Consider the following 13,915-nt stretch of genomic DNA (forward strand, 5'->3'; position numbering starts at 1 on the left):
AAATACATGTGAATAGCGTCATCTGAGTCCTTAAGTTACTCTGGATGATTGATATTCGCTTGAAGCAAACAGTGAATGATCAAAACGCAGAGCAGCGATCCTCCTAATATAGGAGAATCGCTGCTCTGTTGATTTTTAGGGTTTATGAACTTTTTTTACAATGCTAAATTACGATCAATAAGAGCAATACGTTGCTGTACACAAGCATAAGAGCGAAGGGGATCCTCTGGAGTGTTCAGCACATAATCTAACATTTGGTCAACGGTAGTTGTAGCCACATGGATACGAGTGTCGGAGGAGGCGTAGTAAATATAGATTTCACCGTTATCAAGTGCAATCACGCCATTACAGAACACGACATTGGAGACATCGCCGACACGTTCTTCACCGTCTGGTGCGATGAAATGACCACCAGGTGAATGAGTAACTTTGTTTGGCTCATCCAGGTCAGACAAGAAAGCATATAGCACGTATCGGAGTCCAGCAGCTGTGTTGCGTACACCATGAGCAATATGCAGCCAGCCTTTTGCAGTTTTGATTGGAGCTGGACCTTGGCCATTTTTAACTTCCTTGATGGTATGGTAGTAGCGTTCGTCCATGATAGTCTCGCTGGTAATTACGGCATCTTCAATTGTATCCGAGAGTCCCCAGCCAATACCGCCACCGGAACCTGCATCGATAAAGCCATCTTGTGGGCGAGTGTAGAAAGCGTATTTTCCATCTACAAATTCAGGGTGTAGCACGACATTACGCTGCTGAGCAGAGCCTGTTTTGAGATCCGCCAGACGTTCCCAGGTCTTCAGATCTTTGGTGCGAACAATACCACACTGTGCTACTGCGCTAGAAAGGTCACCATGTGGAGCTTCTGGATCTTTGCGTTCTGTACAGAAGAGGCCGTAGATCCAGCCATCTTCATGGCTAACGAGGCGCATGTCGTAGACGTTGATATCAGGAACTTCTGTCTCCGGCAGCACAACTGGATGATCCCAGAAGCGGAAACCGTCCACGCCATTGTCGCTTTCTGCTACAGCGAAAAAAGATTTGCGGTCATTGCCTTCCACGCGAGCAACAAGATAGAATTTGCCATTCAGTGCAATAGCACCCGGGTTGAAGACGCCGTTGACGCCAATTCTTTCGGCAAAATAAGGGTTGGTATCTGGGTTAAAATCATAACGCCAGATTAAGGGCGCATGCTCAGCAGTTAGCAGTGGATGAGCATATCGGTCATAAATGCCGTTTCCATAAGGAAGCTTTTCGTTCTTGCGAGCGATCAGGGCTTCATAACGTTCTGTTAATTGTTGTTTGCGTTCTTGGAATAATGATGACATTAGACAGTCTCCTTTATAGTTGATTTCAGTCGTGTGATCATTTCGAAGCAGGCTCTGCTGTTATGATAAGGACATTTCCAGGCGCTAACCTTTGATCCGTGAGGCAGGGGCTGAAGGTTCTCGTCCACGCCCCAGTACCATTCACCCAGCTTGTGATCCACCATGTATTTATCGATAAAAGTCCAGGAGGCTTGGGCAGCCTCATTAAATTTGCTGTCACCAGTCAGCTGATAAGCATTATAGAATCCAACAACCGCCTCAGCTTGCGGCCACCAATCTTTATCTTTGCTCAGCAGCCCGCTTGGGTCAGCTTCATTCCATATCCCTCCATCGCTATCAATACCTTCCGCAAGAACGGCTTCTGCCATGGAGACAGCTACTGTTCGCACACGCTGCAGCAGCTGCTCTTCTCCAAGGGTTTCAGCAGCTTCCACCAGCAGCCAGCTTCCTTCGATGTCATGTCCGTAGGAGATAATATCTGATTTCACATTCCATGCTTCATCTAAGAAAAGATGAAAATGCTGGCCTTCCTGATCAATGATATGATCCAGCATCGTTTCGATTAGCTCAGTTAGCGTGCTCTTTAGTTCCTCCGACTTCCATACTCGATAGAGACCGGTATACGCTTCCAGAACATGCAGATGGGTATTCATAGATTTTTTTTCATTCATATCCTTGCTGCTGAGACTGAGGTTATCAGTAATTTGCCATTCCCGTGATAAAGCTTCGACATAACCTTTATAAATAGAATCATAGCCGTATTTTTCAACTAGCTGGAATAATTGAATCGCATCCTCTAAGACTTCTGGACGTCCGGTCGCATGGTAGAATTCAGCCAGTGAGTAGATAGCAAAGGATTGGCCATAGATCTGCTTTTTCTCTTGAGAAGGTCTGCCCTCAGCATCCACCATCCAGTATAATCCGCCATACTCTTTATCAATGAAGTGTTCCATCAGGTAGGTATAAGCACGTTCTGCCATCGCCAGATATTCCGGTTTACCGTAGATCCGGTAAGCGCTCGCAAAGGACCAAAGGATCCGGGCATTAAGCACAAGGCTTTTCTCTGCGTTAGGAGTAATGTTCAGCTGATTGTCGATTTCACCTATAAAACCGCCGTTCACTTCGTCCTTCGTCTGTTTCATCCAAAAACTAAGAATATTATCCTGCAGCTCATCCTCAAGTTGGGTCAACCATAATTCTGGTGAATTAATCATTGTAATCAGTCACTCCTCACATTATTTGGTGATTTTTGAGGTGAAATATTCGTTGATGATCCCAGCGGCTTGCTTACCGTACATACAGTAATCATCATTCTGTACTGCTTCTTCAATTGGATAAAGATGAGTAGGCCAATCCCAGAGCATAAAGCCCTGAACCCAATCTCTGTGCTCACAGCCTTGAAACATTGCCTGATAGAATTTACTTTGTTCTTCTTGACTTGGTTCGCCCTTTAAGGTCCAATCATTGGGAATCGCGGCGCTTCCGCTCCGGCTTGGGCAACCCGCTTCCATGAAAAAGAACGGCTTATTCTGTGAGTGCACCACTTGCTCAATCCGGTCGAGCTGAGCCTCCCAATCACTAGCTGGATAATACCCACTTGAAGAAATCACATCGAGCGCATCCCACCAGGTTACGTTATCCTCCTGATACTTATCGCAATTATAAGTAAGAATACCTGAGTAGACCTTCCGCACCTCAGCAATAAGCGAACGCCATTCGGCTTCGCGTCTATCCGTCTGTACAAGCTCACAGCCAATACAGAACATTTCACAGCCTGTTTCCTCAGCGATAGCGGCATAGTGCAGAATAAATTTAGTATAAGAGCTGAACCACTCAGACCATTTAGGCTCGCAAGGGACATCCTTATCAAAAAAGTTAATATGGGCACGCCAAGTTCCGTCAGCACAATTAACAATCGGCTTCAGGCATACTTTTAGCTGCAGTGACTTCGCTTTGCTGATAGCCCATTTCACTTCTTCGTCGCTAACGGTTGGAGCCTCCCAGTAGGGAATTTCCGTAGAATGAGCGGTAGCTTGAAGCGCGCTGAGCGCAATGGCCGTCCAGTTCGCTCCGGTGACAGAGGACATTAATTCCAGCGAACACTCAGCTTCTTCTGTTGTCCATGAACCACGTCTACCCGAGAAACCCCAGGTTACGCCTGCAATGTATTCGTTGTTTAACATCATCGAGAATCCTCACTTTACACACAAAAATAGAAAAATTAGCAATCTTCATTTTGTTAGATAGTTATTATTGTTTTGTTAGTTTATAATAACAACTTAATTTAGTTATATACTTTTTCGCAGATGATTTCAAGGACAATTTGTAGTTGAAGCTGGGAAATTTGAATAACTTTAGTTATAGTAAATATAAGACTATAAAAGGGCGCAATCGTACATTGACGTAATACATGGGGAGATACTATTCGTGATGATAGCGCAATCATAATAACTGGCGGATACAACTGGAGGGAATTACTCAAATGATAAATGTTATGATTGCGGACGACGAGGAAGTCATTCGCAGGGGGCTCGAAAAAATCACATCCAGAATGGAAATAGACGTACATGTAATTGGATCTTACGGCAACGGGTTGGAAGCCTGGGAACATTTAGAAAAGTTATCCCGGGAGGATATAGATCTGCTTATTACAGATATCAAAATGCCTAGAATGGATGGTTTTAAGCTGATTGAACAGGCTAGAGACCATATGGAGGATATCCCTATTGCTGTCCTTAGCGGTTTTAGTGAATTTGAATATGCCCGTCGAGCGATCCGTCATGGGGTGATGGATTATTTGCTTAAACCGATTGATAAGACTCAGCTATATGAACTGCTTAAGAGAGTAGAGGATGTAAAGAAAAAGACCGTGACGGAGCATGAGGAGATTTTCTCACAAGCTGCGGATGGTGGAGAACATTATGTAGTTGAGCAGACAAAAAGTATTCTGGAGAGAGAGTATGATCAGAACTTCGAGCTTGAACGTCTAGCGGAGATGGTGGGCATGAATGCGAGTTATCTCAGCCGTTTGTTCAAATTAAAGACGGGGCAGACGATCACAGACTATCTGATTCGGATTAGAATTTCTAAAGCAAAGGAACTGCTAATGGAGCATCCTGACCTGAAAAATTATGAAATTGCCGAGAAGGTGGGTTATAGCGATCCGGTATATTTTAATAAATTGTTCAAGAAAATGTGTGGTATGACACCTAAGGATTATAAAAGCGGCTGTAAATTCCCGAAAATTGAACGTGAGTTTTAGGCATATATAGGAAGTTATTTATTAGGAGGGCGAAAAGCTCTCTTTTTTTGTGGATGTTTTTATAAATTAGATAACAAAATTATTATAAGTAAAACAAAAATAACAAATACAAGACCAGAAAAAGCAATTGAAACCATCGTTTTGCGTCGAAAATAGATTTATAATGGATTTGTAAGCGATATCATCACTTGTTTTCAAGAGTAATTCAGATAATCCGGTATTAATGGCTACTCTTTCAAGTTATGAGTGATGATAAAAGTTATTATTTTTGTTATTTACCTAAAACTAGAGTTGAATTGAAGAGAGGGGTCGTAACAGCATGAAAAAAGGCAAAACAATGATGGGCTTGATGGCACTAACACTTGTGGCGGGATTGTTTAGCGGTTGTTCCTCAAACAACAACACTAACAATGAAGCTGCTAAAAACACAGGAAACAATGGTTCTTCAGCAGAGGCAACTGCTCCAGCTGATGGTACAGCAGCTAAGGATATCAAAGGGGATATCACAGTCATAACGCAAAGAACAGATATTGTTGATACCGTATTCAAAGAGTATGCGGCTAAATTCAATGAGAAATATCCTGATGTAAAGGTGAACTTTGAAGCGCTCGCTACTTACGAAGATCAAATTAAAATTCGTATGAGCACTAGTGATTATGGCGACGTTCTTTTGTTACCTACTAGCATAGCTGTAAAAGATATTCCTGATTTCTTCGAACCCCTTGGCAAGCTTGAAGAAATGAGCAAACAATACACAGGGCTGGAAGAACGTGCAGTAGACGGAGTTGCCTATGGTATTCCGATGACCATCAACTTTAACGGGATTATCTATAACAAACAAGTCTTCAAAGATGCCGGAATTACAGAGGTTCCCAAAACCCCTGAACAATTCTTGACTGCCCTGCAGACTATTAAAGACAAAACACAAGCTGTTCCTCTTTACACAAATTACGCAGCAGGCTGGACATTGACACAATGGGAAGCGGATCTGGCTACAGTAGCTGGTGATCGTGATTATGTAAACATTGCTCAAGTGGCTAGCGACGACAACTATGTAGCGGGTCAACCACACTATGAATTGTACAAAATTTTGTACGATGCAGCACAAAAAGGTTTGATTGAAGAAGATCCAACTACAACAGACTGGGAATCTTCCAAAGCTGATCTGGCCAACGGAAAAATTGGGACTATGGTGCTTGGATCTTGGGCAATTGGCCAAATCAAAGGCCTGGCTACAAATCCAGACGATGTTGGATTTATGCCTTTCCCAACCAATGCGGATAAAATCCTTGTGCCGCTTGCTGGGGACTACAATCTGGGTGTCAGCGTGCACAGTAAAAACAAAGAAGCTGCTAGAGCTTGGGTGGATTGGTTCATCAACGAATCTAACTACCCTACAACTGAAGGCGGCGGTATGAGCCCGGCTATCGGTGCAGAGCTTCCAGAAATCCTGAAACAATATGAAGGTACAGATGTAACCTTTGATACTCTTGCTCCTGCTAAAGCTGGCGAAGAAGGCTGGTCTGATGAAATCGACAAACAAGCTGAGATCGGTGCTTGGCAGCCAGACTTCAAGAAACGGATTATTGAAGCAGCGATTGGCAACAGAAAAGAATCCTATGATGACATCATGAAAGACCTGAACGACAAGTGGAAAGCCGCTCGCGCTAAAGTCACAGCACAGTAACAACTATAAGCTTCTTAGATGCTATAGGCGGTAGTGAATGTGGGAGGGGATATGCTAACAAGCATTTCCCCCTTCACATTTAAACGAGTCTTAAATAAATGAGGATGCTTTTTCTGGAGGTGTATCGGGTGTTTAAGTTTTCAAATTTGAGCTATAAAAATCAAAGAATCGCTATCATCATCTTATTCTCATTAGTGCCGATATTGTTGCTGCTCACATTCGCTTATTATCCAGTCATCAGTATGTTTCGGTACAGCTTCACCAGTTGGAATGGATTGAGCAAAAATATGGAATATGTCGGTTTAGAAAACTACAAGACCATTTTTACGAAACCTGAGTATTTTTCTGTGTTTAAGGTCAGCTTGTATTATTTCTTTACCACCTTTATTCAGATGGCACTTGCCTTGTATTTTGCAACCATCTTGAGCTTTAGTGTTCGCATGAAAAACTTGTTTAAAGGGATTTTGTTCTTCCCAACCTTGCTAAACGGTGTAGCAATCGGTTTTATCTTCCTGTTCTTTTTCAAACCAGATGGAACGTTAGATACGATTCTTAATCTGATTGGGCTTGGCAGTCTGCAGCAGAAATGGCTTCTGAATCCTAACTTGATCAACTTCTCGCTCGCAGGTGCGTCACTGTGGAGATACATGGGAATGAACTTCCTGATTTTCCTCGGAGCTATTTCTTCTATTGGTAAGGATATCTATGAGGCCGCTGAAATTGACGGTGCAAACAGATGGCATCAGTTTATGCATATTATTTTGCCAAGCATTAAACGTATTCTGCAATTGAACTTGATTCTTGCGGTTAGTGGCGCCATTGGGGTATTCGAAATTCCATACGTCATGACAGGCGGATCTAACGGAAGTAGTACATTCGTAATTCAGACGGTCGATGTAGCTTTCAAATACAGCAAGGTTGGTTTGGCATCGGCGATGGCCGTGGTATTGCTGGGTATTGTTATCATCGTTACTATTTTGCAGCGCGTTCTGATCAAGGAGGAGAAATAAACTATGCATTCTGTAAAATATACCACTGCTAGTATATTCAAATATCTCACCTTGATTTTGGGAGCACTTGTAGCTTTGATACCTATCGTGGTCGTGTTTTTCGCTTCATTAAAAACCGGAGCCGAATATGCTTCTACCGGACCGTTAACGCTGCCAGAGAATTGGTTGAATTTCTCCAACTACACTAAGGCTTTTGTAGACGGAAAAATGCTGCTCGGTTTTAAAAATACTGTCATTATCGTTGTGATTTCTATTGCGGGTGCTACGTTGACGGGTTCGATGATGGCTTATATTTTATCGCGCTTCAAATTTAAAGGCAGTAAGATCCTAATTAGTATGTTCCTGATTGCCACCCTGATTCCAGGTGTAACTACACAAGTGGCTACTTTCCAAATCATCAATCACTTGGGATTATTTAATACCAGATGGGCACCAATCGTTATGTACTTGGGCACGGATATTATCGCTGTTTATATCTTCATGCAGTTTTTGGATTCGATCTCCGAGTCACTGGATGAATCCGCGATGCTGGACGGAGCTTCGTATTGGACAATTTATTGGAGAATTATTTTGCCACTGTTGAAGCCGGCGATTGTAACTGTAGTGATCGTGAAGGGTGTTAATATTTATAACGATTTTTATACCCCTTTCCTTTATATGCCGAAAACAGATCTGCAAACGATCTCCACAGCACTCTTTAAGTTTAAAGGTCCATATGGATCGCAGTGGGAAGTAATATGTGCGGCGATTATGATCGCAATTATACCTACATTGGTTGTGTTTACCGCCTTGCAAAAATATATCTACAATGGTTTTTCACAAGGTTCTGTAAAGTGAGCTCAACAGTAAATCTAATAACAGTACTAGATAAAATAGCATACTGAAAAGTTGCATACATTTGGAGGGAAAACTAATGAGTGAAGTAAAATTGGTTGGAGCAAGTGCAATTAACATCCCGAACATGCCTTGGCAAGAAAAGCCTGCTGGCTACGAGAATCCGATTTGGAGACATAATGATAACCCGGTTATCAAAAGAAATCCTGCAAAAGGTGTAGCCCGTATTTTCAATAGTGCGGTTGCTGCGTATGAAGGCAGTTTTATTGGTGTATTTCGTGTAGAAGATAACACTACTCGTCCGCATCTGCGTATGGGACATAGTGTGGATGGTTTAGATTGGAAAATCGATGATGAGCCGATCCGATTTATAGATGAAGAAGGTAATCCTTATCAGCCGCGTTATGCTTACGATCCGCGTCTGGTGAAGGTTGAAGATACATTTTATATTATCTGGTGTACAGATTTCTACGGAGCAGCTATTGGGGTAGCAAAAACACAAGATTTCAAAACATTTATCAGCTTGGAAAACCCGTTCCTGCCATTCAACCGGAACGGTGTACTGTTCCCTAGAAAAATCAACAACAACTTCGTGATGTTGTCCCGTCCAAGTGACAGTGGCCATACGCCATTTGGTGATGTATTCCTTAGTGAGAGCCCTGACTTCGTATATTGGGGAAAACACCGCCATGTAATGACCAAGGGTGGTCAAGGCTGGTGGCAAAGTGTCAAAATTGGTGGCGGACCAGCGCCGATTGAAACTACTGAAGGCTGGTTGATGTTCTACCATGGCGTAACTGGAACGTGCAATGGTCTTGTGTATAGTATGGGAGCGGTTATTTTGGACATCAATGAGCCCTCGAAAGTAAAATATCGCTCGAAGAACTTTGTATTAACGCCAGAAGAATGGTACGAGGAAAGAGGTTTTGTGAATAACGTCCTATTCCCTTGTGCTACTCTGCATGATGCAGAAACCGGCCGTATCGCCATCTATTATGGCGCGGCTGATACTTATGTAGGCGTTGCTTATACAACGGTTAATGAAATCGTCAACTATGTCATCGAAACCCATGAAGAGGTTGGTGATGATGCAGGTTTAGGCAAAATCTAAATTGGACTTAATGACCTATATTTTCAGTGAGCTTGCTAGAGTTCCGGAGAATTGCGTAGCGTAGAGTTTGCAAGAAGTGTTTTGGGTTTGGTGTGTTGAATGTTGTTGGGTGTGCTCAGTGCGGAGGTTGCCTTGTGCGACCTCCGTGTTCTGTTGCAGAATGTACAACAGAACGACACATTATCGCCTGTAATAGATAAGTAGCAGGCTAGGAGGAAATTCAACTCTGTTGGCGATTCTGATCACTCTGTTGTTTAGTTACTCTGTGGCTTAGATACTCCATGGCTCTGACGTAAATAGTTGCACTTTGTGCATTTAAACTAACATTTCTTTGGTCACTAGGCGATATAGTTGCACTTCGTGCAACTATATCAGCGAAGTAACCACCAAAAGCTCCTTTTGCCGTTTTTTAGTTGTACAAAGTGCAACTAAGATTAGAAACAAATATATTTCAGCTGTAATAGCTGCACAAAGTGCAACTCTATGGCTCTGACGTAAATAGTTGCACTATGTGCACTTAAACTAACTATACCTAAGGTGCTAAGCGATATAATTGCACTTCGTGCAACTATATCAGCCAAGTAACCACCAAAAGCTCCTTTTGCTGTTTTTTAGTTGTACAAAGTGCAACTAAGAGGAAAACACACATATTCAGCTGAAATATAGCTGCACAAAGTACAACTATCCAGCCAGAAGCTGTTACTGTGCCGATTATAAAGAAGTTAATAGGCGAGATGGAAATGTGGGTGTTGTGAAGGCAATAGGAAGGTAGCGGATAAGTGGAATGTGAGTGGTTGTAGAGGTAATAAGAAGGTAGTAGGTACGTGGAGTGTGATTAGTTGTGAAGGCAATAAGAAGATAGCGGATAAGTGGAATGTGAGTGGTTGTAGAGGTAATAAGAAGGTAGTAGGTACGTGGAATATGATTAGTTGTGGAGGTAATAGGCAAGCAGCGAGTGAGTGGTGAATGTGGCTCAGTTGGCGACCTCAGTCAGTCTGTTGCTAAGATACTCTATGGCTCTGACGTAAATAGTTGCACTCTGTGCACTTAAACTAACATTTCTTTGGTTACTAGGCGATATAATTGCACTTCGTGCAACTATATCAGCCAAGTAACCACCAAAAGCTCCTTTTACTGTTTTTTAGTTGTACAAAGTGCAACTAAGAGGAAAACACACATATTCAGCTGAAATATAGCTGCACAAAGTGCAACTATCCAGCCTCGGAGCTGCGACTAAACTATCCAGTCGCAGAAAACGCAACTATTGCATCCCACTCCATCGCAACTTTTCCATCCCAACTATCCCATCCCACTATCCCATCGCAACTATCCATACATCAACGGAAAACCCATATGGGGTTTTCCGTTTCTATCTAGCATAGTAACTCTAACGTTGCTTCGCGGTTACGAACAGCAAGCGAACAATATCGTTACATAACTTAAGGAGGAACAATATTTTGGGAAGCGACATGAATTTGTCACAGTTAAAGGAATATAACGGAAGTAGTCCAAAACCGGATGATTTCGAGCAATTTTGGGAGCGGGCATTGCGTGATCTGGATGCACAGGCGCTGGATTATGAACTGGAACCAGCGGAGTTTGTCAGTGAACTTGCGGAATGTTTTCATTTGTATTTTACCGGAGTTGGCGGTGCAAGAATCCATTGCAAATATGTAAGACCGAAGAACAGCGTACATAAAAAAGGTCCCGGTGTAGTGATGTTCCATGGATACTCCTGTGACAGCGGGGATTGGATGGAGAAGGTGGCATATGCTGCTCACGGGATTAGCGTCCTGGCGATGGATTGTCGCGGCCAGGGTGGCCTCTCCGAAGATAACCTTACCGTAAAAGGGACTACGATACGCGGACATATCATTCGAGGGATGGATGATCCTAATCCTGATAACCTTTATTATCGCAATGTGTTCTTGGATACGGCACAGACTGCCCGAGTTCTGATGTCTATGGATGAAGTTGATCCTGAACGTGTAGGTGCCTTTGGACTATCTCAAGGTGGAGCGCTGACTGTGGCTTGTGCAGCATTAGAGCCTCGCATAAAAATAGCCCTGCCTGTATATCCCTTCCTTTCAGATTATAAACGTGCTTGGGAGCTGGATATTACCACTTCAGCTTATGAGGAGATCAACTATTATTTCCGGTTTTTTGATCCCCATCATTTGCGTGAGGATGAGATTTTTAATAGGCTCGGTTATATCGATATTCAGAATCTTGCCGAAAGAATACAGGCCAAAGTACTGTGGGTTACCGGGTTATCCGATACGATTTGTCCACCTTCAACTCAATTCGCCGCATACAATAAAATACTAGCGTCCAAAGAGCTTATGGTTTATTATGAGTACGGTCATGAGTATTTACCATATCTTGCCGATCGGGCGTTGGAATTGTTCATGACCTTGTAAGAGATAAGCCAGCAGGCATAACTGAAGACAACGGTGGTGAACAATTGATGAAGTCGCAAGTAAAAAAAGAAAAGGCGCATTTCCAGCTGCACCCTGCCAAATCGATTGGGGTGCGGCTTTTTCTCATCTTCTTCATCTCAACAATGGTGCTCGTTCTCTCACTTGGCTACATTTCCTATTCCGTAGCTGAGCAAACGATCGAGAATAACGCGCTGTCAGCCAATCAACAGACAGTCGTCCAAGCTGCAGAGAAGTTTGATGTTGAATTATTGCGTTATGAGGATGGCCTAGGAAGAATTCTTTACAACAATGAGATTCAGGATGCACTCAAACAAGGGAATAATCCCACTACAAGTAATGAGGATCGTAATTTGCAGTCCAACCAGATTAGCGCCGAGCTAAATGCCTGGCTGACCGCATCAAAGGGGGTAGAAGCTGTATACCTCATCCCGATGAATCAGGAAGTCCCTACTTCGTCAGCGGGATCAAAAGACAGCGCTTTTATCAAAGAATTCAGAGAGTCCTCATGGTTCAAGCAGCTTGAGGAGCAACCACAAACATTGTGGATTCCCCGAACAGAACAGGGGCAAGCCGGAAATACTTCGGGTATGTTTCATTTGGCACAATCGATAGCTGGGGATACACAAAGCCCGGGATACATAATTATCTGTGACATTAGAATTAGTGAATTAGAAAATCAGCTTCGTAAAGTTGATCTCGGACCCAGCTCTTACATGCAATTGCTGACGGATAAGGATGAATTGATCGCATCGTCCCAGCAAGTGGGAACAGATACTTATCTCAGTCTGGGAGGGACTCTTCTTCATGGTTTGGAGCATGAGGCTGGGTCATTGCCAACGAAGGATGAGAAAGGAAAATCCATTCTGGCTGTGTACGGGACGATGGAAAGCTCCAGCTGGAGATTGCTTGGTGTTGTTCCGGCTGAGAATCTTACGAAAGACGCACTTCGTATTCTAAAAACTACATATATTATTGTTGCGGTGGCTGCTATTGTCGCCATTCTAATTGGTTACTGGATGTACAGAATGGTATCTAAGCCCTTGACCCGACTTAAGGATCTAATGTCTCAAGGGGCAGATGGAAATCTTGGAGTACGTACGGATATTACCTCACGAGATGAAATTGGTCAGTTATCGGGTTCCTTTAATAGGATGATGGAACGGATCACAGAACTGGTAATCCATACTAATGAAACCGCGAGGAAGGTAATGGAAACTGCCGATGAACTTAGTAGAGTATCGCGTAAGACAGCGATGGCAGCCAAAGAGATTGCCGCAGCAACAGAAGAAATTGCCGGAGGTTCAGGCAGCCTAGCTTTGGAGGCGGACCAGGGTAACGAGCTTACGGGGCAAATTTCGGTGCAAATGAACAAAGTGAACTCAGCTACGCATGAGATGGATCATACCGCACATAGTATCGGCGTGCTTAGTGAAGAAGGTTTTAATGAGTTAAAAGAGCTGCTTGGCAAGACCAATAAGACGGGCGATATGACGAATAAGCTTGTGCTGAAAGTGAATGAGCTGCAAGACACCACATCATCAGTGATGAAGGTGCTTGATGTTATGCAGAATATTACACAGCAGACGAATATTTTGTCTCTAAATGCAACGATAGAAGCGGCAAGGGCAGGGGAGTCCGGCCGGGGATTTATGGTAGTGGCCGATGAAATACGCCAGCTTGCAGATCAGTCCAAAGAATCCATTGCTGTGGTGGCTAATATAACAGACACCATTATGAAGGATATGAACGAGACCGTAGGTGTTCTCTCGGAAGTAGCCCCTCTTTTTAATCAGCAGGTTACTTCAGTTGAGAGCACTAGCGATATCTTCGTATCTGTACAGGATCAGATGCGTCATTTTATTACACGCTTGGAATCTGTTGCTTTATCGATGGATAGCTTGAGCCAATCCCAGAAGGTGCTGTCAAATTCGATGGGCAATATCAGCTCCATTGCAGAAGAATCATCAGCAGCTTCTCAAGAAGTGGCTTCGCTTAGCGGGGAGCAACAAAGTGTGAGTGATCATTTAGTGGAGCTGTCTGAGCAGCTTGAGCATGCGTCCCGGCAGTTGCAAGAAAAACTGTCCAAATTTAATTTGTAACTTTGCATAACCTAAGTAAATATTTTTAACTACAAAGACCAGTCTCCCATTATTTGGGACTGGTCTTTGTGCTATTCAAAAGGCTATAAATTAGCTAACTAAGCATGAGTGTAAATAATCCAGCGGGTGGGACATAATAAAGG

At 43.2% G+C, this 13,915-nt stretch carries 10 protein-coding genes; 7 read left to right on the forward strand and 3 right to left on the reverse strand.

The window, feature by feature from the left end:
- Positions 1 to 155: 155 nt before the first annotated feature.
- Genes NST94_RS07870 through NST94_RS07880 form a run of 3 tightly spaced genes read right to left on the reverse strand, consistent with a single transcriptional unit; the run spans position 156 to position 3,514 of the window.
- Positions 156 to 1,328 carry a glycosidase gene (locus NST94_RS07870; RefSeq protein WP_076279759.1) on the reverse strand — a complete coding sequence of 391 codons (1,173 nt, stop codon included), beginning with the start codon at positions 1,326 to 1,328 and terminating at the stop codon, positions 156 to 158.
- The gene (locus NST94_RS07875; RefSeq protein ID WP_248547693.1) at positions 1,328 to 2,542 is read right to left on the reverse strand and encodes an AGE family epimerase/isomerase; all 1,215 of its coding nucleotides are present in this window, start codon (positions 2,540 to 2,542) and stop codon (positions 1,328 to 1,330) included. Before NST94_RS07875 ends, NST94_RS07870 begins: the two co-directional genes overlap by 1 nt.
- 21 nt (positions 2,543 to 2,563) lie before the next feature.
- Entirely contained in the window at positions 2,564 to 3,514 is a 951-nt protein-coding gene (locus NST94_RS07880) for a 1,4-beta-xylanase (protein ID WP_076281104.1), read from the reverse strand.
- 296 nt (positions 3,515 to 3,810) lie between these two features.
- Between NST94_RS07880 and NST94_RS07885 the strand changes: the two genes are divergently transcribed.
- The 7 genes from NST94_RS07885 to NST94_RS07915 all read left to right on the forward strand — a co-directional run bounded on the left by NST94_RS07885 (position 3,811) and on the right by NST94_RS07915 (position 13,772).
- Positions 3,811 to 4,590 carry a response regulator gene (locus NST94_RS07885; protein WP_076126317.1) on the forward strand — a complete coding sequence of 260 codons (780 nt, stop codon included), beginning with the start codon at positions 3,811 to 3,813 and terminating at the stop codon, positions 4,588 to 4,590.
- A 319-nt stretch (positions 4,591 to 4,909) separates the two neighbouring features.
- Positions 4,910 to 6,277, forward strand: a complete 1,368-nt coding sequence (locus tag NST94_RS07890) for an extracellular solute-binding protein (RefSeq protein ID WP_076134055.1) — start codon at positions 4,910 to 4,912, stop codon at positions 6,275 to 6,277.
- 128 nt (positions 6,278 to 6,405) lie between these two features.
- The gene (locus NST94_RS07895; RefSeq protein ID WP_036675555.1) at positions 6,406 to 7,287 is read left to right on the forward strand and encodes a sugar ABC transporter permease; all 882 of its coding nucleotides are present in this window, start codon (positions 6,406 to 6,408) and stop codon (positions 7,285 to 7,287) included.
- 3 nt (positions 7,288 to 7,290) lie between these two features.
- Positions 7,291 to 8,124, forward strand: a complete 834-nt coding sequence (locus tag NST94_RS07900) for a carbohydrate ABC transporter permease (RefSeq protein ID WP_076126321.1) — start codon at positions 7,291 to 7,293, stop codon at positions 8,122 to 8,124.
- Positions 8,125 to 8,200: 76 nt separating this feature from the next.
- Positions 8,201 to 9,232, forward strand: coding sequence for a glycoside hydrolase family 130 protein (locus NST94_RS07905; protein WP_036675546.1), 1,032 nt, complete (start codon positions 8,201 to 8,203; stop codon positions 9,230 to 9,232).
- A 1,457-nt stretch (positions 9,233 to 10,689) separates the two neighbouring features.
- Positions 10,690 to 11,652, forward strand: a complete 963-nt coding sequence (locus NST94_RS07910; RefSeq protein WP_143762377.1) for an alpha/beta fold hydrolase — start codon at positions 10,690 to 10,692, stop codon at positions 11,650 to 11,652.
- A gap of 47 nt (positions 11,653 to 11,699) precedes the next feature.
- Complete coding sequence (locus NST94_RS07915; RefSeq protein WP_081387869.1) at positions 11,700 to 13,772, forward strand: methyl-accepting chemotaxis protein; 2,073 nt, start codon at positions 11,700 to 11,702, stop codon at positions 13,770 to 13,772.
- Positions 13,773 to 13,915 lie beyond the last annotated feature (143 nt).

Origin of the sequence: Paenibacillus sp. FSL H8-0282 (genome assembly GCF_037963825.1) — a bacterium.
Classification (GTDB): Bacteria; Bacillota; Bacilli; order Paenibacillales; family Paenibacillaceae; genus Paenibacillus_AQ; species Paenibacillus_AQ odorifer.

Bases quoted from the DNA above. Each gene is read 5' to 3' on its own strand.
- NST94_RS07870 (WP_076279759.1), bottom strand. From the start codon at position 1,328: ATGTCATCATTATTCCAAGAACGCAAACAACAATTAACAGAACGTTAT.
- NST94_RS07875 (WP_248547693.1), bottom strand. From the start codon at position 2,542: ATGATTAATTCACCAGAATTATGGTTGACCCAACTTGAGGATGAGCTG.
- NST94_RS07880 (WP_076281104.1), bottom strand. From the start codon at position 3,514: ATGATGTTAAACAACGAATACATTGCAGGCGTAACCTGGGGTTTCTCG.
- NST94_RS07885 (WP_076126317.1), top strand. From the start codon at position 3,811: ATGATAAATGTTATGATTGCGGACGACGAGGAAGTCATTCGCAGGGGG.
- NST94_RS07890 (WP_076134055.1), top strand. From the start codon at position 4,910: ATGAAAAAAGGCAAAACAATGATGGGCTTGATGGCACTAACACTTGTG.
- NST94_RS07900 (WP_076126321.1), top strand. From the start codon at position 7,291: ATGCATTCTGTAAAATATACCACTGCTAGTATATTCAAATATCTCACC.
- NST94_RS07905 (WP_036675546.1), top strand. From the start codon at position 8,201: ATGAGTGAAGTAAAATTGGTTGGAGCAAGTGCAATTAACATCCCGAAC.
- NST94_RS07915 (WP_081387869.1), top strand. From the start codon at position 11,700: ATGAAGTCGCAAGTAAAAAAAGAAAAGGCGCATTTCCAGCTGCACCCT.